Annotated in this window: 28 protein-coding genes and 4 pseudogenes; 19 read left to right on the top strand and 13 right to left on the bottom strand. The window is 41.5% G+C overall.

What is annotated here, in order from left to right; all coding sequences use genetic code 11:
• The 7 genes from HC246_RS15645 to HC246_RS15615 all read left to right on the top strand — a co-directional run bounded on the left by HC246_RS15645 (position 1) and on the right by HC246_RS15615 (position 4,978).
• A complete protein-coding gene (locus HC246_RS15645; protein ID WP_169364195.1) occupies positions 1-888 on the top strand; it encodes an SMP-30/gluconolactonase/LRE family protein in 888 nt (295 codons plus the stop codon).
• A 16-nt stretch (positions 889-904) separates the two neighbouring features.
• Positions 905-1,504, top strand: coding sequence for a hypothetical protein (locus HC246_RS15640; RefSeq protein WP_169364194.1), 600 nt, complete (start codon positions 905-907; stop codon positions 1,502-1,504).
• Positions 1,505-1,609: 105 nt separating this feature from the next.
• Positions 1,610-1,960 (top strand): hypothetical protein, encoded by a 351-nt coding sequence (locus HC246_RS15635; RefSeq protein WP_169361595.1) that lies wholly within the window; start codon positions 1,610-1,612, stop codon positions 1,958-1,960.
• Between the two features lie 8 nt (positions 1,961-1,968).
• Positions 1,969-2,370, top strand: coding sequence for an HNH endonuclease (locus HC246_RS15630; protein ID WP_169364193.1), 402 nt, complete (start codon positions 1,969-1,971; stop codon positions 2,368-2,370).
• A 239-nt stretch (positions 2,371-2,609) separates the two neighbouring features.
• Positions 2,610-3,485, top strand: a complete 876-nt coding sequence (locus HC246_RS15625; protein WP_169364192.1) for an HNH endonuclease — start codon at positions 2,610-2,612, stop codon at positions 3,483-3,485.
• A 109-nt stretch (positions 3,486-3,594) separates the two neighbouring features.
• The gene (locus tag HC246_RS15620) at positions 3,595-4,347 is read left to right on the top strand and encodes a DUF2321 domain-containing protein (protein WP_169364191.1); all 753 of its coding nucleotides are present in this window, start codon (positions 3,595-3,597) and stop codon (positions 4,345-4,347) included.
• 319 nt (positions 4,348-4,666) lie between these two features.
• Positions 4,667-4,978 (top strand): hypothetical protein, encoded by a 312-nt coding sequence (locus HC246_RS15615; protein ID WP_169364190.1) that lies wholly within the window; start codon positions 4,667-4,669, stop codon positions 4,976-4,978.
• A 158-nt stretch (positions 4,979-5,136) separates the two neighbouring features.
• Here the strand turns inward: HC246_RS15615 and HC246_RS15610 are convergent, their stop codons facing one another.
• On the bottom strand, positions 5,137-5,826 hold the full coding sequence (locus HC246_RS15610; RefSeq protein WP_169364189.1) for a helix-turn-helix domain-containing protein: 690 nt from the start codon (positions 5,824-5,826) through the stop codon (positions 5,137-5,139).
• A gap of 83 nt (positions 5,827-5,909) precedes the next feature.
• On the opposite strand from HC246_RS15610, the gene HC246_RS15605 reads away from it, so the two are divergent.
• On the top strand, positions 5,910-6,299 hold the full coding sequence (locus HC246_RS15605) for an MAPEG family protein (RefSeq protein WP_169364188.1): 390 nt from the start codon (positions 5,910-5,912) through the stop codon (positions 6,297-6,299).
• Positions 6,300-6,311: 12 nt separating this feature from the next.
• Positions 6,312-6,599: pseudogene (locus HC246_RS27135) on the top strand (hypothetical protein); the annotation flags it as partial.
• A 184-nt stretch (positions 6,600-6,783) separates the two neighbouring features.
• On the opposite strand, the gene HC246_RS15595 reads toward HC246_RS27135, so the two are convergent.
• The gene (locus HC246_RS15595; RefSeq protein WP_169364187.1) at positions 6,784-7,266 is read right to left on the bottom strand and encodes an SRPBCC family protein; all 483 of its coding nucleotides are present in this window, start codon (positions 7,264-7,266) and stop codon (positions 6,784-6,786) included.
• Between the two features lie 5 nt (positions 7,267-7,271).
• Between HC246_RS15595 and HC246_RS15590 the strand changes: the two genes are divergently transcribed.
• Complete coding sequence (locus tag HC246_RS15590) at positions 7,272-7,409, top strand: hypothetical protein (RefSeq protein WP_169364186.1); 138 nt, start codon at positions 7,272-7,274, stop codon at positions 7,407-7,409.
• A gap of 143 nt (positions 7,410-7,552) precedes the next feature.
• Here the strand turns inward: HC246_RS15590 and HC246_RS15585 are convergent, their stop codons facing one another.
• The 8 genes from HC246_RS15585 to HC246_RS15550 form a co-directional block, all read right to left on the bottom strand.
• Positions 7,553-8,914, bottom strand: coding sequence for an SCP2 sterol-binding domain-containing protein (locus HC246_RS15585; protein WP_169364185.1), 1,362 nt, complete (start codon positions 8,912-8,914; stop codon positions 7,553-7,555).
• Positions 8,915-8,938: 24 nt separating this feature from the next.
• The gene (locus HC246_RS15580) at positions 8,939-9,421 is read right to left on the bottom strand and encodes a GNAT family N-acetyltransferase (RefSeq protein ID WP_169364184.1); all 483 of its coding nucleotides are present in this window, start codon (positions 9,419-9,421) and stop codon (positions 8,939-8,941) included.
• 40 nt (positions 9,422-9,461) lie between these two features.
• Positions 9,462-9,932, bottom strand: a complete 471-nt coding sequence (locus HC246_RS15575; protein ID WP_169364183.1) for a methyltransferase family protein — start codon at positions 9,930-9,932, stop codon at positions 9,462-9,464.
• A 16-nt stretch (positions 9,933-9,948) separates the two neighbouring features.
• On the bottom strand, positions 9,949-11,019 hold the full coding sequence (locus tag HC246_RS15570) for an NmrA family NAD(P)-binding protein (protein ID WP_169364182.1): 1,071 nt from the start codon (positions 11,017-11,019) through the stop codon (positions 9,949-9,951).
• A 75-nt stretch (positions 11,020-11,094) separates the two neighbouring features.
• Positions 11,095-11,559: a MarR family winged helix-turn-helix transcriptional regulator gene (locus tag HC246_RS15565; protein ID WP_169364181.1), complete on the bottom strand. Its 465-nt coding sequence runs from the start codon at positions 11,557-11,559 to the stop codon at positions 11,095-11,097.
• Between the two features lie 228 nt (positions 11,560-11,787).
• On the bottom strand, positions 11,788-12,342 hold the full coding sequence (locus HC246_RS15560; RefSeq protein ID WP_169364180.1) for a hypothetical protein: 555 nt from the start codon (positions 12,340-12,342) through the stop codon (positions 11,788-11,790).
• A 150-nt stretch (positions 12,343-12,492) separates the two neighbouring features.
• Positions 12,493-13,410, bottom strand: coding sequence for a histone deacetylase family protein (locus tag HC246_RS15555; protein WP_169364179.1), 918 nt, complete (start codon positions 13,408-13,410; stop codon positions 12,493-12,495).
• A gap of 358 nt (positions 13,411-13,768) precedes the next feature.
• Positions 13,769-14,761 (bottom strand): Rieske 2Fe-2S domain-containing protein, encoded by a 993-nt coding sequence (locus HC246_RS15550; protein WP_169364178.1) that lies wholly within the window; start codon positions 14,759-14,761, stop codon positions 13,769-13,771.
• Between the two features lie 65 nt (positions 14,762-14,826).
• Between HC246_RS15550 and HC246_RS15545 the strand changes: the two genes are divergently transcribed.
• The 7 genes and pseudogenes from HC246_RS15545 (at position 14,827) to HC246_RS15515 (ending at position 21,274) form a co-directional block, all read left to right on the top strand.
• Positions 14,827-15,615, top strand: a complete 789-nt coding sequence (locus HC246_RS15545; RefSeq protein ID WP_169364177.1) for a TetR/AcrR family transcriptional regulator — start codon at positions 14,827-14,829, stop codon at positions 15,613-15,615.
• A 146-nt stretch (positions 15,616-15,761) separates the two neighbouring features.
• Complete coding sequence (locus tag HC246_RS15540) at positions 15,762-16,046, top strand: type II toxin-antitoxin system Phd/YefM family antitoxin (protein WP_225902963.1); 285 nt, start codon at positions 15,762-15,764, stop codon at positions 16,044-16,046.
• Positions 16,046-16,387: a type II toxin-antitoxin system RelE family toxin gene (locus HC246_RS15535; protein ID WP_169364176.1), complete on the top strand. Its 342-nt coding sequence runs from the start codon at positions 16,046-16,048 to the stop codon at positions 16,385-16,387. Before HC246_RS15540 ends, HC246_RS15535 begins: the two co-directional genes overlap by 1 nt.
• A gap of 152 nt (positions 16,388-16,539) precedes the next feature.
• Positions 16,540-17,026 (top strand): annotated as a pseudogene (locus tag HC246_RS15530) (histone deacetylase); the annotation flags it as partial.
• A 188-nt stretch (positions 17,027-17,214) separates the two neighbouring features.
• Complete coding sequence (locus tag HC246_RS15525) at positions 17,215-17,646, top strand: hypothetical protein (RefSeq protein WP_169364175.1); 432 nt, start codon at positions 17,215-17,217, stop codon at positions 17,644-17,646.
• A 163-nt stretch (positions 17,647-17,809) separates the two neighbouring features.
• A complete protein-coding gene (locus HC246_RS25950; RefSeq protein ID WP_169361634.1) occupies positions 17,810-18,991 on the top strand; it encodes a transposase in 1,182 nt (393 codons plus the stop codon).
• A gap of 369 nt (positions 18,992-19,360) precedes the next feature.
• Positions 19,361-21,274 (top strand): DUF6745 domain-containing protein, encoded by a 1,914-nt coding sequence (locus HC246_RS15515; protein WP_169364174.1) that lies wholly within the window; start codon positions 19,361-19,363, stop codon positions 21,272-21,274.
• A 126-nt stretch (positions 21,275-21,400) separates the two neighbouring features.
• Here HC246_RS15515 and HC246_RS15510 read toward each other — a convergent pair whose 3' ends face one another.
• From HC246_RS15510 to HC246_RS15500, 3 genes and pseudogenes are all read right to left on the bottom strand, one after another.
• Complete coding sequence (locus HC246_RS15510) at positions 21,401-21,988, bottom strand: type I restriction enzyme HsdR N-terminal domain-containing protein (RefSeq protein ID WP_169364173.1); 588 nt, start codon at positions 21,986-21,988, stop codon at positions 21,401-21,403.
• Between the two features lie 45 nt (positions 21,989-22,033).
• Positions 22,034-22,690 (bottom strand): annotated as a pseudogene (locus tag HC246_RS15505) (IS630 family transposase); the annotation flags it as partial.
• Between the two features lie 127 nt (positions 22,691-22,817).
• Positions 22,818-23,093: a helix-turn-helix domain-containing protein gene (locus HC246_RS15500; RefSeq protein WP_169364172.1), complete on the bottom strand. Its 276-nt coding sequence runs from the start codon at positions 23,091-23,093 to the stop codon at positions 22,818-22,820.
• Between the two features lie 252 nt (positions 23,094-23,345).
• Between HC246_RS15500 and HC246_RS25945 the strand changes: the two are divergent.
• Both HC246_RS25945 and HC246_RS15485 read left to right on the top strand, forming a co-directional pair.
• Positions 23,346-24,014, top strand: a pseudogene (locus HC246_RS25945) (helix-turn-helix domain-containing protein); the annotation flags it as partial.
• An 89-nt stretch (positions 24,015-24,103) separates the two neighbouring features.
• Positions 24,104-25,396 carry an NF041680 family putative transposase gene (locus tag HC246_RS15485; protein WP_169364169.1) on the top strand — a complete coding sequence of 431 codons (1,293 nt, stop codon included), beginning with the start codon at positions 24,104-24,106 and terminating at the stop codon, positions 25,394-25,396.
• Positions 25,397-25,418 lie beyond the last annotated feature (22 nt).

The following is a 25,418-nucleotide window of genomic DNA, read 5'->3' as shown; positions in this document are numbered from 1 at the left end:
ATGATTGAAACCCTAACTGACCTATTACCTGCCCAAGCGATCGCCGAATTTCCTGTTAATACATTTCTAGAGAGCATTGTTGTCGATGCGGACAACACTTTATTTATCACCAGTCATTACGAAGGCAAGGTCTTTCGTATCAGTACTGATGGAGTTGTCGCAACCCATGCAACAATCGCAGGCAAAGCGACTGGCTTAGCATTGACACCAAATGGAGAACTTCTGCTGTCAGGTTGGGATGAGAAGGAAACTTCTGTAGTATGGCTCATTGCTAGCGATGGAACGGTCGAACTTTTGACGGAATTGCCCGAAGCCATATTTTTGAATGGATTGACTGGATTAGATGGCGATAATTACTTGATTGCTGATTCCTATCGTGGTGCGATATGGCAGTTGAACGTGCCAACGAAAACGGTTAGCATTTGGCTCGAACACGCCGATATTGCGCGTACTTCACCTGAAGAAGTCTTTCCAGCAGTAAACGGACTAAAAATCTACGATAACTTTCTTTATGCTTCCAATACACAAAAGCAGCAGATTGTGAAAATTCCCATTCTCGCCGATCGCTTGGCAGGAGAACCAGAGATCTTTCTCTCTGGAATTAATATTGACGACTTTGCCTTTGATATCGAAGGGAATCTCTATGGTACGACTCACGTTTTTAACAGTGTGGTGAAGATCGCTCCAGATGGCACTGTCACTACTATTGCTCAACTAGAGCAGGGCATGGCAGGCAGCACGGCTTTAGCTTTCGGCACATCTGAAGGCGATCGCACTAGCATCTATGTCACAACTAACGGCGGCATGTCTTTCCCTCCTGCTACTGGGGTTGAATCGGGAAAAGTGGTAAGACTTGAGGTTGGCATTGCTGGACTGCCATTGGTTTAAATCTTGCTAATCACTAATGACGAAACAAATGAACCAAAGCGATCGCATGGAATCAGATGATACTCCCGTAACCATTGACATAATCCTCAACGTGAAGCCATCTTGTCGGGAAGAATTTGAAAGAGTTGCTGCTGAAACGATCGCTGCCGCCGAAATGTTTGAGGGTCATCTGGGAGTGAATGTCTTTCGCCCCGATGACTCATCAAGTCTTCAGTATCGGATTGTATTTAAATTCGACCGCCTCAGCAATTATCGACTGTGGGAAAGTTCGGAAATTCGCAAAGGTTATCTGGCTCAGCTCAATCGCTTGATTGTAGATGAAGGCAAGTTTCAGGTTCTCACTGGCTTGGAAACTTGGTTTACTCTATCCACCAATAAAGCGATTTTACCGCCGCCGCGCTATAAGATGTTCCTTCTCACTTGGGGAATTATCTTTATCTTAATAAATTTCATGAATAGATTGGTAATCCCAAACCTCTCTTTTTTGCCACCACCTCTAGCGACTTTGCTGGTTTCAGGACTGATGGTATTTGCGATGACGTACATTATCATGCCAAGAGTTACTAAGCTTTTTGCTAAATGGCTCTATCCAAGAAATCACGATGCACAGCAATAGCGATCGCCTACACAAAACCTTTAGCAAATAGATAGATCCTTGATGAGATCGTAAGATCTCTCAAAGCTATAATGTGATGTAGTAAAAGATCTTCAGGTTAGGGGTATGACTACAGTATCAATCTTGCCAATATCTAGTGTTAGCGGTGAAAAATCCTATCGGGCGATCGCAGGAGATAAGGAGTGGGTTGGTAAAACTGCGGGGCAAGCTCTAGATGGATTAACTGCTCAGTTAGGTGAAGCTGATTTCAGTGCGCTGATTGTTATCAAAAGTTTTCATCCAGATCTATTTTTTAGCGCCGATCAACAAAAACGGTTATCGGAGTTAATGAATTTATGGCGAGTAGCACGCGATCGGGGAGAAACATTGCTACTGGAACAACAAGCAGAGCTAGATAATTTAGTTGATGCTGAACTAAGGGCAGCAACTGCACGAACAACCGCCTTAATGCAGTAACTAAGGATATGAATCCCTATTACAGTGCGATCGCAGAACGCGCTAATCATCGTTGCGAATACTGCCATGCCCCAGAATTGGTTTTTAACTTCCCTTTTGAGGTTGAACATATCATCCCTCTCTCTCAGCAAGGGACAAATGACGAGTCGAATCTAGCTCTTGCCTGTCGATCCTGCAATCTTCGTAAAGGAACTCGTATTAGCGGTATTGACAATGACTCAAACGGTGAAGTTCAATTTTTTCATCCAAGACAGAATTTATGGGATGAACATTTTCAGATCGATACGGAGACTGGCATGGTTATGGAAATTACTGCCGTTGGAAAGGTGACTGTGGAAAATTTAAAGATGAATAGCGCGGCTCAAGTAGCTGCTCGAAAACTATGGATTCGTTTGGGTTTGTTTCCATAATTATTTCTACATTTGTCTAATTGATCACAATCAGCAAACCTTTAGCAGATAGATAATAGAGGCGATCACCTAAAAATTATGACTCACAGAAATTGCGATCACCAATTTACAAAAATCAAACAGCGATTGCCCCCTCAACACCCAAAATCGCGATCACAACTTCATCAAAAATCAAATTGTGATCACCCTCAGTGCCTCAACATCACGATCGACTACTTATGCTATAACGTAGAAGATTATTGAAAAATAAAACGACAGCTTTTGCAGTGCGAGGAGGGTTTTGGAGTATGCGATGTATTTTTTGCAAAAACGACTCAAGCAAATCCAAGAGTGTCGAGCATATTATTCCAGAATCTCTCGGTAACACAACAAAAGTGCTTCCAAAAGGAATTGTGTGCGATACATGCAATAACTATTTTGCGCGTAAAGTAGAGCAACCTTTTCTTGAATCTCCAGCTTTGAAAGCTCTTCGCTTTCATCAAGTTGTTCCTAATAAAAGGCGAAGAGTACCACCATTAGAAGGAATATTCTCATCCGAATTTGCAGTAACTGCATATCGCTATTCAGAAAGTCCATTATTGGGATTAGTTGATATGCCACCTGAAGCCATCAAAGTTCTTTTTGAAAAAAATGGTGGAGAAATAGTCTTTTCTGGACATGATGAGCCTCCGCCAGACAGAATCGTCTCAAGATTTTTGGCTAAAGTAGCTCTCGAATTGATGGCTTTAAGTATCTTAGAAAGTTGTAAAGAGAGTGACGACTCAAATGCTGCTGCTGGAATCGACTACTTAGTCAATGAATCGCAGCTAGATCTTCTTAGGAACCACGCTCGTCGGGGAGATACAACTTATTGGCCATATCACTTACGTCGTATCTATGAGTCTAATAAGAAATGGATCGATGAATTTGGCTCGGAAGTCCAAATTGTTCATGAATCCGTTATTCTTCAGACAAGTTGGGGCGAATGGTTTTGCGTTTTGGCTATTTTCGGTTTAGAGCTTGTAATCAACTGCGGTGGTGCTGAGATTGAGGGCTATCAACGTTGGTTATCAGAAAATAATGGTGATAGTCCTTTATACTCTGACAAAAATAAGATATCCTCTAAGCTGAGGTAAATCTCCATCTTACAATGGCAATGCTTCAGAACTTTCAAGTATGCTGGGTGCAAGCGAAAGTTTGCGTCCGATAATTGATAACGTTATACCTCTCTAAGAAGGTTACCCAGTGGGACAACACGACACTCAGCAAGTATGTTTAAACGGACACCAGATTACTGACAATTATCATCGTTCGCCAGAGTTTCGCAGAAAGTTTTGTTCTAAATGCGGGGCAGAAACGATATACAAGTGTCCTAACTGCAACCATGAGATACTGGGTGATTACCACGTCGAGAATGTCGTATCCATAGGCTTTCCCACTCCAATTCCTACCCATTGCGAGAACTGTGGTTCTTCATTTCCGTGGACAGCAGCCAAGGCTAAATTGGCATCAAAGCTTGCTGAAAGCATAAAAATTGACTACTTCCATCATGTAGAACAGATTTGTTCGCGCTTTCACCTTGTTGCAAAACAGATAAAAGCGAGGCATGACGATAGAGAAACCTTGCACATTAACGACGAGTACGATGTTCAAGATCTGCTGCACTCTCTTTTGCATATCTACTTCGACGATATCAGACCAGAAGAATGGACTCCAAGTTATGCGGGGGGATGCTCCCGAGTGGACTTTCTACTCAAGGATGAAAGAATCATCATTGAGGTTAAGAAGACGAGGCAAAAATTGAAAGCTAAGGATATTGGTGAGGAATTGATCATTGATTCACAGCGCTACAGAGTTCATCCAGACTGTGAGAAACTCTTGTGTTTTGTATATGACCCAGAGGGTTGGATTTCAAATCCTCGCGGACTTGAGAACGACTTAAACAAGAAAGAAGATGATTTTGAGATCAAGGTTCTAATTGTTCCAAAGTGGCACTAGGCATAAAAATTCGATCACCTATAAATCAAGACTCATAGTAATAGCGATCGCCTTTAGCTGATTGATAACTGGGCGATCGCAGCCAAAGCCCAAGTGTAAAATAATCTCTTTAATTCAGTTAGGTATCAAATTTAAAAACTTGCCAGTTTGTGGCTCAACCTGCATATTTTCGTATAAGTGATTCAGATCTATATAGCTAAATAATGTATGATTGCTACTAGTGCTTAGCATTAGATCCCTAAATAACTAGCTTTTTAAGGAAATAGAGATGACAGCAAATAGAAACCCAAAGAAGACTTTCTTTTGTTTAATAACTACAATGATCGCGTTCTTGGGAGTAGGAGTTTGGTCAAGTAAGACAGAAGCTCAAAGTCAAACAATTCCACAAGGCGTGTTTAAGCTTTCAAGTAGACCTGCCGTCTACTACTCCAATGGAGAAGGGGCATACTGTTGGTATAACTCATGGTCTGAGCTAGTGAGGCTCACTGGAACAAGTAGACCTGAAATCACTCAGTACGCAATTTCGCAGCAGGGGGTAATAGATACTCTCCGTAAGATGCAGTACGACGGAATATGTACTGGGGGAGAAAGTATTCCAGCAGCACATCCAGATCCTAATATATTCAAATAATTGCAATAGCACTGCTAAACCTTCTTAAATACTAGCTATTGTAGAAAAATATTGATTGAGCGATCACTTAGAATTTCCAGTAATAGCGATCGCCTACACCAAGCCCTTTAGCAGATCAATAATTGAGGCGATCGCCTAATTAGTTAAGAAATTAAGATCTAAATCTTCAAGATTGCGACCATCTCAGCTCTTGCAGAGACATCTAACTTGCGAAACATTCGTTTTAGAGACTGTTTTACTCCTTCCCTTGATATCCCAATGCGATCGCCGATTTCGCGATTGTTAAGACCTTTTGCCACCAGTTCCGCAACTTCCCGTTCACGCATAGTGAGACAATTCAACTTCTCTGAATAGGCATTTCTCAATTCTGCCATCCTTACCGAAAGATGTAAGGAGAGTGTACCGATACGCAGTAAATCTTGATCGGCAAAAGGTGACAAGCCTTGCTCGCGCAAGAAATAGATACCGCCTACAAGGTTTCCATTACCAACTAGAACCGATGCCATACCATTCTCAATTCCTGCGGGGCGAAAAACTTTTTGGTAAATATCAGTTCGCTGCCAACTTTCTTGGGTTTGGATGGATAGGTTATGTATAGGAGTCTTTTCTTGGATGACAATCAAACTAATCCGATCGCCCTGACGACCAAGTTGATGATAGCAATCGCAGAAGGATTGAGATAATCCTCGGAAATCCGCAGAAATAACTTCCAAATTTGCACCGAGGCGATCGAAGCCCCAAGCCTTTGCCATGAAAAATTTTCCCGCATCCTCGATAAAGCGATCGCGCAGTTCTACTTCGCTTCGAGCCGTGGCAATTTGCCGTAAAAAATCTTGCCAATCCGACATTTTGTACTCAGATGGGGACTTCCCTAAAACTCTTTAGAAGCTTATTGTAAAACCAAATATTGGCAATTTAGATCGATCTTGCGATGAACTCGGATTTAACATCATTAACAATCCTCGCCCTCTGGGGGATCGTTCTCAATCACACCCCTGCGATCGCCCGTGTCCTTCGTTCCAACGTAGCATGGGGAATGGGAAATCGCGAAACCTCTCCCGATGTGCCTGCATGGGTAGAAAGAGCCGATCGCGCACAACGAAATCATCACGATAACCTAGCAGCGATCGCCATCATCATTCTCAGCGCTCAAGTTATGGGAAAGACAGATGCGATAACTGGGATAGCGGCAATAGTCATCGTAACCAGTCGGATTCTGCATAGCTTGACTTATATCTTCGGGATTGTCGGTTTAAGATCGCTGGCTTATTTTGTTGCGTTGGGAGCTTTGCTAGTTATAGTTTGGCGATCGTTTATCTAGTCTCAAAACAGAATTTATTATGACTTACGCAGTGAACAAAAAGAAGTAAACAAGAAGAGTTATCTGCTGAGTAGCCAGATCAACTATACAATCACCAACTTAGCCGAACATATAGAGGGGTACAGTCACGACCAAATCAACCGATATATGAGAGGAGAAAAACTGACTCCAAGAATAGTCTGGCAAAACGAGAAACCAACCATCATTACCGATGAAGCCAAGTACATGTACGTGCTGTTTGACGACACAGTGCTAGACAAACGACATGCCAAAATTGAGATGGCACAAAGACAATACAATCGCTATTACTGTGAGTCGTGATTTCTAGGCGATCGCATTCATAATTATTTCTGTTTTCACCAATTTTACTTTGTTATGAAGTGGATTAAAATTTACATCATTAAGGCTTGAACTTCATGGTTAAGCAACTAGGTTCGACTCACAACTGTTGGATTTGGAAATTCGTTTCAAATGTAAATGCTTGCTAGATAACATCATGTTCAATTTGTGATTTGGATAATTGCAATGCTTGATACATGTAATTGCGCCATAGTAAGTTGGTAATCAACCAAAGTATTGGAAAAGCTAAAAAAGATCGTGCATTGAACGTATAACGCCACTTGATATTGGTCTGCCCCGATGAGCCACCACTAAACCACCACTCACCATTAGCGGAAGTTGCAAGAAATCGAAGCGAACCAGTAAAGGAGCTAACTGTGTAACTGAAATAATGTGGATGCTCGTATTTTGTAAGCATTTCTTGTACAGAGCTATTATCTGATAAATGCACAGTGCGTGTTTGACCTTCTGTATCCCAAGAGCCAATCTGATTTTGAGTACCGATGACAGAGGGTAGCAATCCATAGCCTTTAAATATTGAGGTGAGATCTATTGGCGCGATATGTTCAAAGACTTCAACTTGACTAGCTCGAACCGTAGTTTTAATTGTTGCTGAAAGTAAACTCATGCAAAATGCTCCTTTTTAAGGAAATAGATACTACTTTAGGTCAAACGAGTTTGCATCGACAATCTAGCTTCTCAATGATTGCTGAAGGCGATCGCTTCAACAATCTATCTCCTAAAGGCGATCGCTGTTACTATGAGTCGTGATTTCTGGGCGATCAGATTAACAATCTATCTTCTAAAGGCAATCGCTATTACTGTGAGTCGTGATAGGCGATCTCCAAGCCGAGGATTTGATTCTTAATTCATAAAAGTATCGTCACATTTTTAAGCTTTGGGAACAAGCTGGCTTAGGATGGGAAGCATTTTCCGAATTTGAGTAGTAAACGAATATCGCCTTTGATGAGGATTTTGCCAGTCAGAATTGCCAAAACAATATTTTGATATTTTCGCAAAAAAGCGATCCAAGTTTTACTATCTGCTTTGACGATCAGATCGGGTTTACCCACCAATCCATCATGAACTTCACAAACTTGATTAGAGATGTTGACCGTAAACTGGGAAAATTCCTGACCAGTAAATAGGAAATGGTAGGTCGCGTTGAGACCTTTGGATTGATTTGGTTGAAAGGTTAATGACAATCCATTCCTAAAGCCTGCGATAGAAATGGGAGTTAGGCTATTGCGAACTAACTTGATCTGCTTGTGGGGAAAACGTTTAGCTGCGTGAGCTTCCGCATCGGAACCAGAAACGACATACACTGTCTCGACTTTATCTTGCAGTGGTTTGACAACCTCTTGAATAAATTCTTTACGGTTATGCAAAAAGGGAGCCATCACATCTTCACCCGCAGGGCAAGAAGCAAGACAATAGGCGGCTTTATAATTAGCTCCAAAGGATAAACTTTGCCACATACTTGCCGAATCCGCATCACCGACTTTGCGATCGTAGTCTTTCGCCGTTTTACTTTCGGCAACGTTCTTCGCCCAATCAGTAAAGCCGCCTAAAAATTCACGATAGTTGTGGGTATAGCAAGCTGAGAAATTGAAGTTCCCATCCGTAGCGATCGCCCCCACAGGACAGGCAGCTACACAGAGTTTACACTCCACGCAGGGATTGTAATCAATCGGGCGATCGTATTCCGTCACCTCAGCATCCAACAGCACTGTACCCAAGAGAATGAAGTTGCCAAATTTGGGATGAATCACATTGCGATGAATGCCCATATGTCCCAATCCTGCGGCGACAGCGATCGGTTTGTGAGAAACCATCCAGACATTTTTGCCGACATTGAGAAAGTCTTGGGCTTCCATCGGAAATCCCATCGCTGGATTGATAGCCCTAATCCCCCGATCTTCTAATTCTCTGACAATTTTGCGAGCGATCGCATTGATTTCCTCCCCCGTGTGGTGAAATTCCACATTGGCGACAGAGCGGGCAGGATTGCGAATATTATCTCGATTCATGCGACAGACAAAACTAATCAAACTTTTTGTCTGCGGAAAAGCCTGTAATAGCTTAGCCCGTTGATCGTCCATTTCGGGTTGATTGATACTCACAAAACCCACATCATCAAATCCTAAATCTAAGCAGAATGAACGTAACCAATCATGTTCGAGCGGCGATGTAATCTTATTTTGAGAATTCTGCTCTTGAGATTTTTGTTGCGATCGCAAAAGCTTCACGGTGGGATGGTCATCAAATTTTGTCATGGGAACTTCCTTAAAATTTAGTGTTTACATAGCTTTGTTTTGAGGCAGAACCTTACGGAAAACAATTTTGTCAATGCCAGATGCATAAAACTCTCGAATCCGTGCTTCCTCCTCGAATCCGTTATTGCGATAAAACCTGCGAACGTATTCAAAGTCTTCGGTTCCAGACGTTTCCACTAATAAAATACGTTCACCTCGATCGCCTAGAGTTTTCTCTACATGCTGTAGCAGGGTCTTCCCGTATCCTTTCTTCTGGTGATTCGGATGCACCGCAATCAAATATAAATTCCATGTTCCTTCGGTCATTCGCTCAGGTGCGACGTAAGCAACTCCGACAGGTTTGTCGCTGTAGTAGGTCAACCACAAGCCTCTAGATTCTGTTGTGCAGTTGAAATATTGATGTATCATTTGGGCGAGAGATTCGATTTGCTCTGGCTCAAACAAACCCGTTGCTTCTGCTAAAGCAATCACCTCGGCGATCTCATCAGGGGTAGTCAATCTAATCATAAAAGGAACATTCATTTATGGGAGAGTCGTTAGTCTTCGATTATAACCAGCGACGTACTTTGGCTTTATAGCGTAGATACTCATCGCCAAATTTCCGCTCTAGGTAAACCTCCTCTCGCTGAATCACTCCAATTTGAACTACTGCTAAAAGTGGCAATAATAGCGGGAACGCCCAGACCGCATTGAGCAGTAAACTGATACCGATGTAGAGCAATGTTAGAGACAGATAGAGCGGATTGCGACTGAAGCGAAAAACTCCATCCGAGACAATCGCTGTAGCAGGTTTTGCAGGATCGATCGCTGTTTGGGCGCGAGTCATCGTCTGAAATGCGGAGGTCGAGAACCATCCCGCACTAATCATCGCTATCACTGCCAAAGGCAGAGATATTGAAAGCGGCAAAAAGCTTACTGGGAAAAAGAAACTGAGTCCAACTCCGATCGCTAATGTAACTCCATAGAGAGCGGGTGGAAAGGCGATGACTCTAGGGTTGTCTGCAATTTGTTCGTTCATGGTTAGTTGCCTCTTTCTAGAGATTTTGGAAACTGTGCTCAGCCTGCCAGCGATCGCTACTCATCACGAACTGCGGATCGGACAGGACGGGAAGGAAATGCTGCCGATCAAACCCATTCAGGTTATACCCAGGGGTAAAGGGAACGAGATTAAATTGCATAAAAGCGCGTAACCGATTCGCAAGGGTCTTACGAGCAAATGGCATCGCCGCATAGCGACGAACGATTGTTTCAAAATCCTCTGGTGGCTTGCCAGTGACTTCCTCGACAACATGATTTGGCGCACCAAACTCAAACGCTCCTTGCTTATGGTCTTCAACGTAGTAACGCAAACTGCCCACTTCAAACGCCGTAACACCCTGTAAGCGTGCCGCACGTTCAAACATCCACCAAGGCAAATCAAAGGCAAAAACAGGACTGCCCAGCACCTTGCGAATGACCCCAGCCATATCGTAGGCAGACATGAGTTTGGGACCAGTTGGACGAAAGCGCTTGCCTGCGTAGCGATCGGGATTCATCAATAGCGCAACGGCAACGCGAGCGATATCTTCGTTAGATGGAGGGGCATTACGGCTATGTCCAGTCAAGATGGGAAAAAGCCCCATTAAAGATGCGAAGTCAATCAACCGCAGATAGTTATCGACAAAGTATCCAGGATTGAGATTCACATAGGCGATATCGGGTATCGCCGCCAACATCTTTTCTACCAGCCATACTTGGCGCGTATGCAGGGAAGGATGGTTGGCACTTGCCGTCCATTGGCTGAGTCCCACGATCGCTTCCAGTTTTAATGCTTTTGCCACAGTGACAAACACCGCTGCACTCTGGATCATTAAGGGATGCATCGGTGGGCAATAATAAGCGCGCACTGTTCCTTGCATTGCTGCCGCCATCTGATCCACATCGTACATATCGGCAACGACGGTTTCTGCACCGAGGCGATCGAGTCGTTGACTCCTTGCATCACGAGAGCGGACGATCGCTCGCACGGGAAAACCTTTCTCCAACAGTTGAGCTACCACAGCCCTGCCTGTTTTGCCCGTTGCCCCCGTGACTAAGATTTTAGGGCGATGACTGACCTGAACCATTAAAACCTCCACAGTTATGAACTACTGCTATGTGTTTTTTGACGGTGACTGAAAAAACCGACCATACAAGCTATTTCAGCTTCTTTGATTCAAAGTTTTTACCTCCGACAAGAGGGATAGCAAATCTTGCCACTTCTGTTCTCCAAGGTGCTGTCTTACATCGGTTTGAGCTTGTTCCCATAAAGGCAGGGCTTTCTCCAGAACCGATTGTCCGTCAATCGTCAAAGATGCTAGCTTGATCCGCCGATCTTCACCTAGATTGAAGGCGACCAATCCCCTCTGCTCTAACAACTTGATGTTGCGAGTGATGGTGGTTTGATCCGTAAACAACTCTTGAGCCAATTGAGTAATCGCTACAGGCTCTAACAGGTGAATCGCAACTAATAAGGTAAATTGCGTTTGCACTAAGCCAACTGGGCGAAATGCCGCATCATATAGTTGCGACATAATCCGTGACGCTCTGCGAACATGAAGCCCCATACAGGTTATGGGCACTTGATTCGCGATCGCAAGTTTAGTCTTTGCAGTTGAATTAGTCATATTATATGTATATACATATAACGAAATGTTGTCAAGCAAATTTTTTTGTTTTCAGCCTTATCTTTACCGCTATGTAGAGGGGTGGGGAAGAGGTTATTCGCAAATTTAGCAAAATATTATTTTCTATTGCCTAAAGAATAACGGCACATCTTTGTCGAGCTTTTAGGTTTGACATAACGTTGCCCATCGCCCGTCGTAGATATCCTCTTCATCACAGGCGATCAACTCTTACCACTCTATCCCTTCTTCCTTGAGGAGTTTATCGATCCAATTCTCCTTTTCAATTTTCAACTTATGAATCTTTTGGGTCTCTTTAGAAATCCATTCTTCATGCTCACGAATATCTTGCTCATGGTTTTCGTCAGATTTATTGAGATAAGATTGGATTTTAGCCTGATGTTTAATCACTCCTGACTCTGCATAATCAATTGCCATTATGCAGTCTAAGATTCGCTCTTCAATATATAGAGCCCATTCTTCAATTGACTTCAATTCCGCAAATAATTTATCTAACTGTTCTTCACTATCAAGTTGTTCGATCTTATATCCATAGGGAATTCTCTCTTCAGGATTGACAAACAAGTATTCATATTTGATTTCTCTTTGGATATACCAATGATCGCTTTTTTTGAAATAGTGATTAAATTTTGTATCCCAATCATCACCCAAGCCTTTTTCAATAGACCACTGACGATCAGCCTCTAAAATTTCTTTGTCGCCATTTTGACATTCACGAATTCTGTACCATTTTTTTGAAAAGTCTTTTGATTTTGACCATGACATATACTGATTGCCCTGCATCTTCGGGAGTTAAAGCTAATGCTAAACTTTATCGTCAGCATAACGCCCCAGTTCACCTGCTGCCAATAACTTTGGATTATTTCAAGAAGTTTAACCTATGGTCGGGTACAGTGACTTATTATGCTAATCAGATCATCGACAGATAGACGCACATGCATTGATGGTCTGTATAACTGATTGAGATAGACTGTTTAGTTCATAGCCTCCTTCCAAACCAAAAACAATCTTCGGCGTTATTTCCAAACAAAGTTTTGTAAATACTCCGTAATCTTCAGGTTGAAGTTTTATCCAGCCCAGAGAATCCGCTTCATTAGCATCATAACCTGCACTGACTATAAGTAAGTTAGGTTGAAAGCTAGACAAAAATGGTATTACTCTTTCTTCAAAAATCGGTTTGTATTCTTTTATAGAAGACCCTTGCTTGACTCGAATATTTAAAACGTTATTACAAACTCCTCTTTCTTCCTCTCTGCCTGTAAAGGGGAAAAATGGAGATTGATGAATTGAGCAAAAAGCAATTTGAGGATTATTTTCTACCATCTCTTGAGTCCCATTCCCATGATGAACATCCCAATCCAAGATCGCTACTCTTTCAACTTTAGGTTGTTCCAATGCATAATGGGCAGCGATCGCAGCATTGGCAAATAAGCAAAAGCCCATTCCAGTATCTTTTAAGGCATGATGTCCAGGAGGACGTGTTAAAGCAAAAGAAGGGCAACCAGTTTTCAAAGTTAGATCGACTCCATCCATCCAAGCACTAACAGCCAACATAGCCACATCAAAACTATCGGGTGAGACAAACGTATCTTCATAGAAGTTGCCTCCTCCTTGATTTGCCATATCTTCTACTTTTTGGAGATAGATACTGCTATGAAAACGGCTTAAATACTGACGTAAATCTCGATAAGTTGGCTCAACCCATTGTATGAGTAGATTATCCACTTGTTCCTGTAGTGCTTGTGTGACTGCCTGCAATCTCTCTGGTCTTTCTGGATGACGATCGCAAGTCTTATGTAAGAGGAACCTATCGCTGTAAATCACTGAAATCATACACAATAAATGATGATACTTTTAGCATATTGATATTTCAGCATAACTATCTACTGTCTAGCAGGTTACAGTACAAATACTTACACAATGTAAATATTTCATAAATTGACAGATAAAACAACCAAGTAAGTGTAATAACAAGGTTTTTGCAGGATCAAATCCCTGAATTAGAGTTTTATTTGGCAAATGCGACCTTGTAGCATGTCATATAGGAGTGTAACTCACAAAAAATTAGCATTAAGTGATGTTTGGGCGCTTTACCACCTTGTATTAACAAACCCTGCGATCTAATGGATTACGATCGCTATTACTGTGAGTCGTAATTTTTAGGTGATCGCCCGACAATATTGGCGATCACTTATTTTGATAGACTAGGCTCAACGACATTGGGGAAACTGGCAAAATTCCTCTTTACCCAATCCATGCCCACTTCATTATTGAGCTTCACTTTCTGCGGTGAATTGGGATAAATCTTACCGAGAATATCAGCATCCTGATCAACTACGACTTTAGCAAAATTCAAAAAAGTGCTACCAAAAATCTTGAACATTGGATGTTTAGGAATACCAAACATCAAAATATAGGTGCGAGTGCGATTTACAGCTTCTGGCACAAAAAAATGACATTGGGCAACTTTACCTAGAGCAGTTTCACCATGAAAGATTACTAGCGATGGAAAATGATTCTCTAAATGCGCCTTTAAAGTAGTCGGCAAAAGAAATAAATCGGGCTTTCTGATTTTTTCGATCAAGCTATAGGGCGCTGTGGGCATCTCGTAAAAGGCATGAGATAAATGTCCTTGATCAATAAATTGATGGAATTGAACTTCTGTAATCCGAAACAATTCTCGATGTGTTCCATTTTGGTGATTGTAGTCATGCATATTCATTAGCATTGTCAACAAATCTGTCTCGACACTGCGATCGCCAGTATGACCGATAAACTGATAGTTTGACGCAATTTCATTCAAGACGTTGGGAATCTCTACCTTTGGTTCACATCCTCCATAAGTCCAAATGAAATCACCCTGCACTATTAGCTCTAATGGTTTCAAAAGTGGCAAAGTTTTTTTATGAGTATCAGGCAGTACAGTGCAACCCGATGCATCAAAACGCAAGGCATGAAACGGACAAGCGATCGCGCTTTCACCATTACTTTCTATTTCACACCATCCCTCAGACAACATCGCGCCCATATGCGGACAAGCATTCGGCAAAGCATGAATACTGCCTTTGGAATCTTTCCACATTACATAATCATTACCATATACAGAGATTTTGCGAGGCTGATTAGTTGCTAACATAGAGATATGGGCAATCAACCAAGGCGCTCCTTGTAGCATAGAAGCCATGACTATCTCCTCTCGATATAGTTAAATATTTATAAAATCATGAACAATCCGTCGCTTTTGAATATATGACGAATGATTCGTATTTGTCAACAAATAAATCTACTGATGGGTTACGCCGCCAACCGCGCCAAAAACGTGGTAAAGATCGTGTTGAAAAAATCCTAGAAGCCGCTGCTGCTGTATTTGATGAGGTGGGTTACGAAGCCGCAACTACACATCAGATCGCCGCCAAAGCAGGCACAGCCGTTGGTTCCCTGTACCAATTCTTTCCCGACAAGGCAAGTATTTTCAACACAATGGAATTACGTCATACGGAGAGGGTCAAAGCGATGTGGGCGCAGACGGATGTAGAGGCAATAGTCTCACTACCGCTACGGCAGATGATCGATTTGCTGGTCAAAGCTATTTCGCAACTATTTGAGAATCCTGTATCGCGAGTAATGTTTATCCAGTTTTATACGAACCGTCAAGTCTTTCAGTCCATTGATGAAAGCATGACTCAGGAAGCCATCAACTTTCTGGCAGATATTTTGCAGCATAGAAATCCGTTATTAAATGACTTGCAGTTAAGCCTAATATCTGAGGTTTGTGTCCATAGCAGCAATGCTGTAATTTTGTCAGCACTCCGCAACTCAGATTTACAACGCCGACAAATGCTAGCTCAGGAAATTGAAGATTTGCTTGTAGCTTATCTAGAGCCTTATGTTGGCGATACAGTTGGGAATAAACTTCACGATGTAATGAAAGTAATGATATGTCCCCATTGTTACTCTAAGCAAGTGTCAAAAAATGGACTGAGGCGAGGTAAGCAATGTTATCTATGTAAGGATTGCCGCAAACAGTTTGTAACATAGATTCTTGCTCTAAATTATTTATTGTGATCGCCCCAATTATCTATCTACAAAAAGGTTTGAGATATTGCAATCGCTATATTTGACAACCAAACAAATAAGGATTGGCGATCGCAGTTTAGCATTTAGATGTACAATTAGATGTACAGATGAATTTTAAAACAATGCTGTCCAATATTCCTATTACTGAAGCAAGACATGAGCTAACCTCATTGCCTGAAAAGCTGACACAGCAAGGCGGTACACTGGCAATTACCCGCAGAGGCAAGCCAGTCTTAGCGGTGATGACTTGGCAACATTACGAAGCAATCCTCGAAACTTTAGAAATACTTAGTGACGCAAACCTCATGGCTAACTTGCGTCAAGGCATTACCGAAGCGAAATCAGAACAGGGAGTAGATTGGGAATCAGCTAAACGAGAATTGGATTTGTAATGTATCGCATCGTCATTCAGCCTATAGCTTTAAAATTATTAAAGGAAATCAGCGATCGCCGTATCCGTCAAAAAATTAGAGATCGCATCGATAAGATCAAAGAATCTCCAGAAACACAAGGCAAACCATTACTCGGTGAACTAGATGGTTATTACAGTGTGCGGGCAGTCGGACAAAGATATCGCATCATTTACGCGATCGAGCAAGCTCAAGTCACTGTGATGATTTTAGCTTTGGGAATTCGGAAGGATGGCAGTAAACAGGATGTATATGCTCTTGCTAAAAAATTATTGAGATTAGGACTGCTAGACGAGTCAGATAATGATACAGATGATGATTAAATTTCAGAATTGAAAAGCGCTAGCAAAGGCGATCGCTATTACCGTGAGTCGTGATTTCTAGGCAATCATAATTAATGGAGCGGGCATTGGTCAGTTAAGCAGGGATAGGGTCTGAAACGACCATTTCATGGCGACCGAATTGACGCAAATACGCCAATCACGCTTTAACTAACCAGTGCCAAGTAGCGATCTTAGATTGGGATGTTCATCATGGGAATGGGACTCAAGAGATGGTAGAAAATAATCCTCAAATTGCTTTTTTTGCTCAATTCATCAATCTCCATTTTCCCCTTTACAGGCAGAGAGGAAGAAAGAGGAGTTTGTAATAACGTTTTAAATATTCGAGTCAAGCAAGGGTCTTCTATAAAAGAATACAAACCGATTTTTGAAGAGAAAGTAATACCGTTTTTATCTGACTTTCAACCCAATTTACTTATTATAGTCAGTGCAGGTTATGATGCTAATGAAGCGGATTCTCTGGGCTGGATAAAACTTCAACCTGAAGATTACGGAGTATTTACAAAACTTTGTTTGGAAATAACGCCGAAGATTGTTTTTGGTTTGGAAGGAGGCTATGAACTAAACAGTCTATCTCAATCAGTTATACAGACCATCAATGCGTGTACCTCTATCAATTAATCAATAGTGATGAATGCATAACAAATCACTGCAACTGACTGTGGGTTAAACTATCTGTATCATCTGATGTCATTGACAGTAGGTGAGTTCAACTGTTAGCTTGCAAGCTTGCTAGCATCGACTTTATTGATGATTAGCCCGCAAAAGATTAGATCATTTAGGCACTAATTTCTTCTACTACTGCACACATGAATCTTAAGCTTTTGAGAGTTCCGTTTTTCCTAGTCGCAACTTTTCTTTTTATATTGCTGTTATTCAGAGGTTGTGGTTATTGTTTTTGGAGTGAACAGGATATTGATCGTAATGTCGATGTTTTTATTAAAAATAGAAACTCTTTTAACTCACTAGTTGCTTGGGATGATAAAAAATCAAGGAGTTGTTTAAAGACAAATAATTATCGATCTTGCTTACCTAATGAATTGAATGAAATTACCAAGGATGGTTTTTGTGTGTCTTACGATCCATTCATAGTTGAGGCTTCTCCAGTTAATTTTTACTATGTACTTGTCTATACAAAACAGCCTGAAGATACAAAAAAGGCTGATGCTTATAGAGATGAGGGAAAAATCGTGAAAGAAGTCGATCGAAATTGGACTCTTGTAAGGCGTGGATTTGTGTAAATTGTAAGGTGTATATCAAGTAAAGTAGTCCAATCAACTGTGAGTCACAATCCTGATTGACTGACAAAAGTGGTAAGAGAAGTTGCGAGAAAGTATACAGAGATTGAATTTGAGTAAAAAAGAGGCGTATGCTGTTTTTTGAAGAAAAAGGAGCATAGGACAAATGACCCAAAACGCCTCACGTATCTATAATGAACTAATAAAATTCGGGAGTCAATACAGCCAGTGGTCAGATGTGCGCCATTTGGGAGTAATGGCGTGGATGATGGTGGGAATGATCGCCACAGGGAGTGTGAATTTAACGAAGTGGTTAAGCCATATCAACACAAAAGCATTGATCGCCCAAAGCACGCAAAGACAACTATCAAGATGGCTGAACAATCCGCGCATAAATCCAGCTAAGCTATACAGTCCAGTAATCAAAGAGTTAATCGCTAAATGGAAAGAGCCAGAAATATATCTGAGTTTTGATACCAGTCAACTGTGGGAAGAATACAGCATGATCCGATTGTGTGTAGTTCATCAGGGAAGAGCTTTACCGTTATGTTGGCGTGTAATCAAACATCGCAGTAGTAGTGTGGAGATGAGTAGCTATCAAGACATGCTCAAACGCGCATCGAAACTGTTGCCCGTGAATGTCAAAGTAGTTTTATTAGCAGACCGAGCATTTGCTAATCCAGAACTGGTGCGCTATGTGTGGGAATTAAAATGGCAATGTCGGATTCGGATCAAGGGTAATTTCTGGATATATGCCCCCAAGCATGGCTGGCAAACAGTCAAACAATTACATCTTCGTCTTGGTGAAGCTAAGTTGATCCACAATGTTAAAGTTCACAAAACTGAGTCCAAGCGTCTTACCGATGTGCATATTGCGGCGGCTTGGGAATCTGGGAGCCGAGAGTATTGGTATATTCTCAGTACTGAACCTACCACACTCCAAACTTTTTGGGAGTATGGTCTGAGATTCGATATTGAGGAGAATTTCTTGGATGATAAATCTAATGGCTTTGATTTAGAATCTTCGCGTTTACGTTCGGCTCCTGCCATTTCTCGCCTTTGTTTTGTGATAGCACTGACCACCTTGTTTTTAACGGCTCAAGGACTGGCGGTTGCTGATTCTGGCTATCGTCGTTTGGTTGATCCTCATTGGTTTCGTGGGCTTAGTTATCTCAAGATTGGCTGGAACTGGATTCACACCGCTATCACTAAAAACTGGGCTTTCTTGCCTTTCTACTCTTTTACTTCTTATCTTGACTCTCACCCTGCTATTGCTTCTCGTCGAAAACATCTTCAGAAATTATTCCGCATTGAGTTCTATGCTTCTACTCTCGACTATGCTTCATAGACTTTTGTCAGTCAATCAGGTCACAATCTAACATGGCATTGGAGTGGACAAAATTGTGATATTTTGGTTGAGAGAGAAAGCTTTCTTATCGCTCAATTAAGTCGTTATAACGAAGCGAAACGACCGTTAAGGCTGTCTGTTTCTAGTCGAGATTGTGACATCAAAAATTGTTGATTTCGTTGTTGAAGTTATTGGAGATCGCAAAGACAAACAATTATTAAGCGATCGCCTATAACTCACAACTCATAGTAATAGCGATCGCCTTTAGAAGATAGATTGTTGATGCGATTACCATAAAAATTAAGACTCATGGGAGTAGCAATCACAAAATGTGAGAAATTGATAGATGATCGTGGTTGGGTAAATCATATGATTACAACGCTAACGGAAACTCAAGAGAAGCTGCTTAACGCTTATCGGCAGAAATGGCGATCGCTCAGTCTTTCTACAGAACGCATAGATAGAACAAAAGCCAAAGCAGCAGTTCGCGATCTATACAAACTTAAACAAAAAGCGCAACCAGAAACTCTTTTTTTCGCTAGTCCTCGTAGTGCCATGCGGTATCTTCTCTTTCGCCGAGGGAAAATCATAAAAGAGAAACTTAAAGATCATTTTCTTCCAGATCAGCGTTGCCAATTACTGACTTCACTCTGTGAGAATCTTCAAAAGATTTTGTGGGAGCAAAGTGTTCTCGCAATGCAGGATACTATCTGGGCAGATCTATGGTTACAAATTGCCAATCAGATTTTGCCTGAAGAAGAGTTACTTCAAAGGATTTGTGAAGCTAATTTCGGAAACGTTCCAATCGATCCAGAAATGAAAGCGAATTTTTTGACAGGTATTATTCGAGATCGAACGCTTATTTCCTATAGTTTACTTCATCCCACTTCAGATATATTGGGAAACTGTAGTTGGAGTCAAATTTATACAGTTTCGGAAAACAAGTACAGTAGCTTTTTGTGGAATCAAGTCGCAAGTCAGCTTGTTTACCAAATTCGTGAAGAGCTAGAGACAATACTATGGAAAGCACTAGAGAAACAAACAGATACACAAGTTAGTCCAGAATTCAAGCAGCAAAAAAAGTTTGATTTTGCAGGAAGTATTCTTCAGAATCTAACTCAAAATTTTAGCTGTTCTCATCCACCTTTATTTCAATCTATGCGCCCAGAATTATGGGATCGTGATGGGGTAACTATTGACTTTTGCATTTCTGAATTAAATTGTGATTACGATCACCAAACTTGGGAAGTTTTCCAAGCGTTAACACAAAATTGTGGGTTTATCTTTCCCCACGAAGACGTTTGTTTAGTGTGCGATCGCCCAACCAAGCTATCTTTAGACAATCAAGATCGGCTACATGGAGAAGGAGAACCTGCTTTGCTGTTTGCCGATGGATATAGTATCTACGCTAATCATGGAACTATTTTGCCAGAGAAGTATGGTAGGGTATTACCTCAAAATTGGCAGATAGATTGGTTGCATCAAGAACCTAATCTCGTTATAAAAGAATCTCTCATATTGATACATACTACTTATACAAAATCAGACCAACCTATCTCGCAATTAACAACTACGCAAGAAACTGAGATTTCTAGATATCAAAAAAAGTGGTATCGTATAGCTTTGTCTACCGAACGCATCGATCACCTGAAAGCCTCAAAGGCAATCAAAACCTTATATCAATATAGCAATCAACCCGAACCAAATATTATCTTTTGTGACAGTCCCCACGCAGCATGGAGCAGCGATTTATTTAAGCAGCAAAGACCTTGGATATCTTGGGCAGGAATCATAACTTCGTTAGAGGAGCAAATAAAAAAACAATTAGAACCTGAATTCTTGTTTCGGCTTCGGATGAAATTCAGAGATCGAGATAGAAAATTTAAAGATATCGATATATCCTTAGCAATAGAAGCCTATAGTGAGGGTGTATTAATAACATTGGACAGTGAGTTTGGTCAAAACTCATTTCGTTGGCGAAGATGGGCTGGAGATGATCGCTTATTGATGGTTCATAATCATCCTGAATTATGGGCAATCGAAGGGATGTATTTAGATTTCTGTTTTTCTGTTTTAGGTTGTAGTTACGATCGGTCAACATGGAGTATGTTTCAGGAAGTCGTTCAGCATTGTGGCTGGATTTATCCTTATAAGAATGCATGTATTGTTTGCGATCGTCCTACAAATATCTCTCTGATAAAAGCTTCAAAATCACTCGTAGATAAAGATGAACTCATTATTCAATATTCAGATGGATATTGTTTGAATACGCTAAATCGGTGAAAGAAATAAGAGTAATCACTCACAAATCACGACTCACAGTACTAGCGATCGCCTTCAGCAAATCTATAGAAAACATATCGTTAAAGCGATCGCCTAGAAATCACGACTTACAGTGCTAGCGATTGCTTAACTCCTCAAATCACCAATATAAGACCCAATTTGTTTAAGCCCCTGCAAAACTTGGATACGTTCTGCTGTATTTTCAAGTAACCTATAAGTAGGCGATCTCGTATATTGAGGGGCATTTTGGTGGTGATCGCATTTTAAAAACAATACTTCTCTTCCATTTGTAACCATTCCATAGCAACTTGGCTGTAAATTGGGAGCGCTCAGCAAATAAGTAAGTGCTTGGGGAATTCCTGCCGTAACATCTATCCTTGCAGGTTTTGATTCGATTACCAAAATCCAAAAACTATCTTGGATTACCAAAATATCAATTCTGCCTTGAACCGCCATAGCATTAGCTTCGTCCGCAACTTCGATATTAGTACTTACTTCTGCTTTTACCAAAAATGGAAACTGATAGAACCCAGCCAAATCTAGCAATGGAGATACTACGACAAGCTTAACAATTTCTTCGAGAGGTGGTTCTTCTTGACTGAGATAGGTATAGTTGCGGGTGAGGCGCTCTAATACTTGTAGTTCCGCTTCGGTTAGAGTCGGTGCATTATTTAACCATTCATCAAAAAAGCGATCGCTAGAGTCAAATCTCAAACCAAAGGTTTGACGGAGAGAGCTAAGAGTAAAGCTACTAAGTAGCTAGGCATAAGAAAACTCAAAATAAGAAGTATCAAAGCCAAGAGAATCGTAACGGGAAAGCAGAGCATCTTCGATACCCCACATTAAATAATCCTCAGAGTCAAACATTTGTCCAGAAAGATGGTCACGCTTTAAATGTAACCATTCCAATTCAATGGGATTCATCTCAGAGCAGTAAGGAGGTAACTGAAATAAAAATAAGCCCTTACGCTGCCACTCAGGAATTTTGAGTTGTACCGCCTTAGAGGTATGGGTAGAGCTATTATCTTGACCAATGACAGTAATCACACGATGACGCAGGAATAAATCCGCAGCTAAATCAGCCTGTCGATCCATGATTTCAATATATTCTTTGCTGGTGATACTACCGATGCGATAAGCAGCATCAAAACTTACTTCAGGCTCCAACACACCAATTAAACTGACGCGCTTACCTCGCAATGCTGTTTGCTCAAGACGTTTACTCTGCCCTTGCCGAATCCAACCATACGGCACAGGTGACCAACAACTAAATCCCGTCTCATCTAGATATTTCAAACAAATCTCGCCTGCTGCTGCCGCTAACTTTAAGAAATCTAAATCGGCTTGTTTTATGGCTTTAGTTTCTTGATCCTGTTTGTCTTGGTGGGAAATTCGCGCTCGTTTCCATACCCATCCCTTTTTTTTAGTAGTTTCCTAATTCGGTCGCTACTTAGGCTTACTTGTCTTTCTTCTCGTAGCTTGGTGGATAATTGCTGACTGTTGTATACCTGACCATCTTCTTCCAGACAGGTTTCTATATATTTCAGGTCTTCTTCCTGCCATTGTTTCGGTCTTCCTGTTTGGGCAAGTCATACAACCCTTGTTCGCCATTTTGTTTCCATCTTTGGATGATTTCTCGCACTGTTTGTTCATGCCACTCGAAATAGGCGGCTATTTGGGCGACTTTCCACCCATGGCTGCTTAGTCGTATCGCTTCGGCTCTGTGTTTTACTCGTTTTCCTGTGGCTTCTTTTTGGCTAATTTCCAGCAGTCTTTTGTCTTCTTCTATACTCAGTTTTACTTTGAGGGCGGCTGGCATTTTTTTGGACGTTACTTAACTTTTTTATCTTAACTTTTCTTTGGTTTACCTACTTACCATTTGTAATCACAGTTAAATCCTTGTAGTAATTACATGAAGTTTAGAAGTCTAGACATTTGCTCTAGGTTCCAATACCTAATATACAATATATGAAGAGAAACAACATTAGCCCAATACAGATATACCTTGACAGGGGGTAGACTTTATTTTTCATAAGAGTAAAGATGGAAGAAACGTTAACTTTTCTCCAAGATGCTCCGAATAACATTTACCAAAGAAGAAATAGATGCGCTACATTACGAAAGATTCCATCACCCGCATCCACGAGTGCAGAGAAAAATGGAAGCACTATACCTAAAAAGCCAGAAATACCCACACAAGGAAATTACGAAACTACTAAGAATCACTGAACCGACACTGTTGAGCTATTTACGAGATTATAAAGAAGGTGGGATAAGCCAACTCAAAGAACTGACCTTTAATCGCCCCAGAGTGAACTAAAACAGCATCAAGAAAGTTTAGAGATATATTTTCGAGAACATCCACCTAAAACGCTGGCTCATGCAGCAGCAACAATTACCGAGTTGACAGGGATTGTCCGTAGTCGAGAACAGGTGCGTCATTTCCTGAAATCGATGGGAATGAGTTGTCGTCGAGTGGGGCTAATACCTGCAAAGGCTGACCCAGCAGCACAAGAGGAATTTCTTAAAAAAACTAGAACCGCGCTTAGAGGAAGCTAAATCTGGACAAAGAGCCGTTTTCTTTGTTGATGCTGCTCACTTTGTCCTTGGAGCCTATTTAGGCTTTTTGTGGTGTTTTGAACGCTTGTTTCTTAAATCTGGGTCGGGAAGGCAGCGTTTTAATGTCCTCGGTGCACTTAATGCTGTTACTCATGAGTTGATTACTGTGACTAATGATTCTGGAGTTTAGACTAAAAAAGGAAAAAAGGCAGAGTAAAAGAGATACAAACTGCCTAAAGTAGATGAAAAAGAAAAAGCACATCTACAGCCATGATTATTGAGAAACTACAGGAATTTCGTCAACAGGTATATAGATTTTTAGGGAACGGACGAGATGCAATATTTGACCTAATGGATGCAGTATTGACCAGTCCAAGTGTAAAGTCATTTGCAGAATTATCATTATCAGCAGTGTATCGACGGAAATGGTCAAGCTTGTATGAATCGTTAAAAGATAGCCGTCCGAGACGAGGGAGACTCAGAGGACTGTGCGTCGAACAAATACCCAAAGATATACGACCCTTGCTAGCAGGAGACCATACAGGATGGGAAAGACCCCATGACCAAACTCTAAAAGATAGGAGTTTTGTGCATCAACCGAATTTGGTTGAAGGGAACAAACCGATCATGTTAGGGCATGACTACAGCACCTTGGCATGGATACCAGAAATGACAGGGAGTTGGGCAATTCCGTTATGTCATGAACGCATCAGTAGTTTTGAGACAGCCGCACAAAGAGCTACATTTCAACTGAGGCAAGTATGTCGAGATTTAACGGTAAGACCGATCGCTACCTATGACAGTGAATATGGCAGTGCCGCCTTTATGAATTTGACAGAGGATATCCCCGCAGACTTACTGCTGCGTCTACGTCCTAACCGATGCTTATACAAAGTCCCTGCTCCCTATAGTGGCTGTGGTCGTCCCCGTAAGCATGGGGATAAATTCCAACTTGCCAAGTCTGATAGTTGGGGAGAGCCATCAGCAACTTTTAGCTTAGAGGATGAGACGGTTGGACAAGTGCAAATCCAGCAATGGTCTGATTTACACTTTAAAAAAGCATCCCAACGACATTTCCAAGTTATGCGAGTTACCCATCCCCATTGCTCTGGTTTGTGGTTAGCTTGGGTGGGTGAGCAAATGCCATCTTTAGAGCAAATTTGGCGCTTGTACTTACGTCGTTTTGCCATCGACCATTGGTATCGCTTTGCCAAACAGCGTTTACATTGGACTCTGCCACAATTACTGACTCCTCAACAAGCTTTGCGCTGGAGTGACCTCATGCCTTTACTCTCTTGGCAATTGTGGCTCGCTCGAAAACTGGTCATTGATAATCCTTTACCTTGGCAGAAGCCTCAAACTAATCTCACCTTTGGTCGGGTCGCTCAGGGCTTTGCGACACTTTTAGTTAGGATTGGCTCTCCTGCTTGTTCTCCGAAACCTCGCGGTAAGTCTCTTGGTTGGCAATCTGGGCGTAAGCGCTCTCCTTTTCCTCGCTTTCCCATCATCAAAAAACGTCCTTCTCGTCCAAAAAAGACCAACAAAGACAACCCTAATTCCTAATCCTCAATATTCTCGTTTTCTT

Origin of the sequence: Pseudanabaena yagii GIHE-NHR1 (assembly GCF_012863495.1) — a bacterium.
Classification (GTDB): Bacteria; Cyanobacteriota; Cyanobacteriia; order Pseudanabaenales; family Pseudanabaenaceae; genus Pseudanabaena; species Pseudanabaena yagii.
Note: the sequence above shows the minus strand (reverse complement) of the source record. Positions and strands in the feature narration are given on the sequence as shown.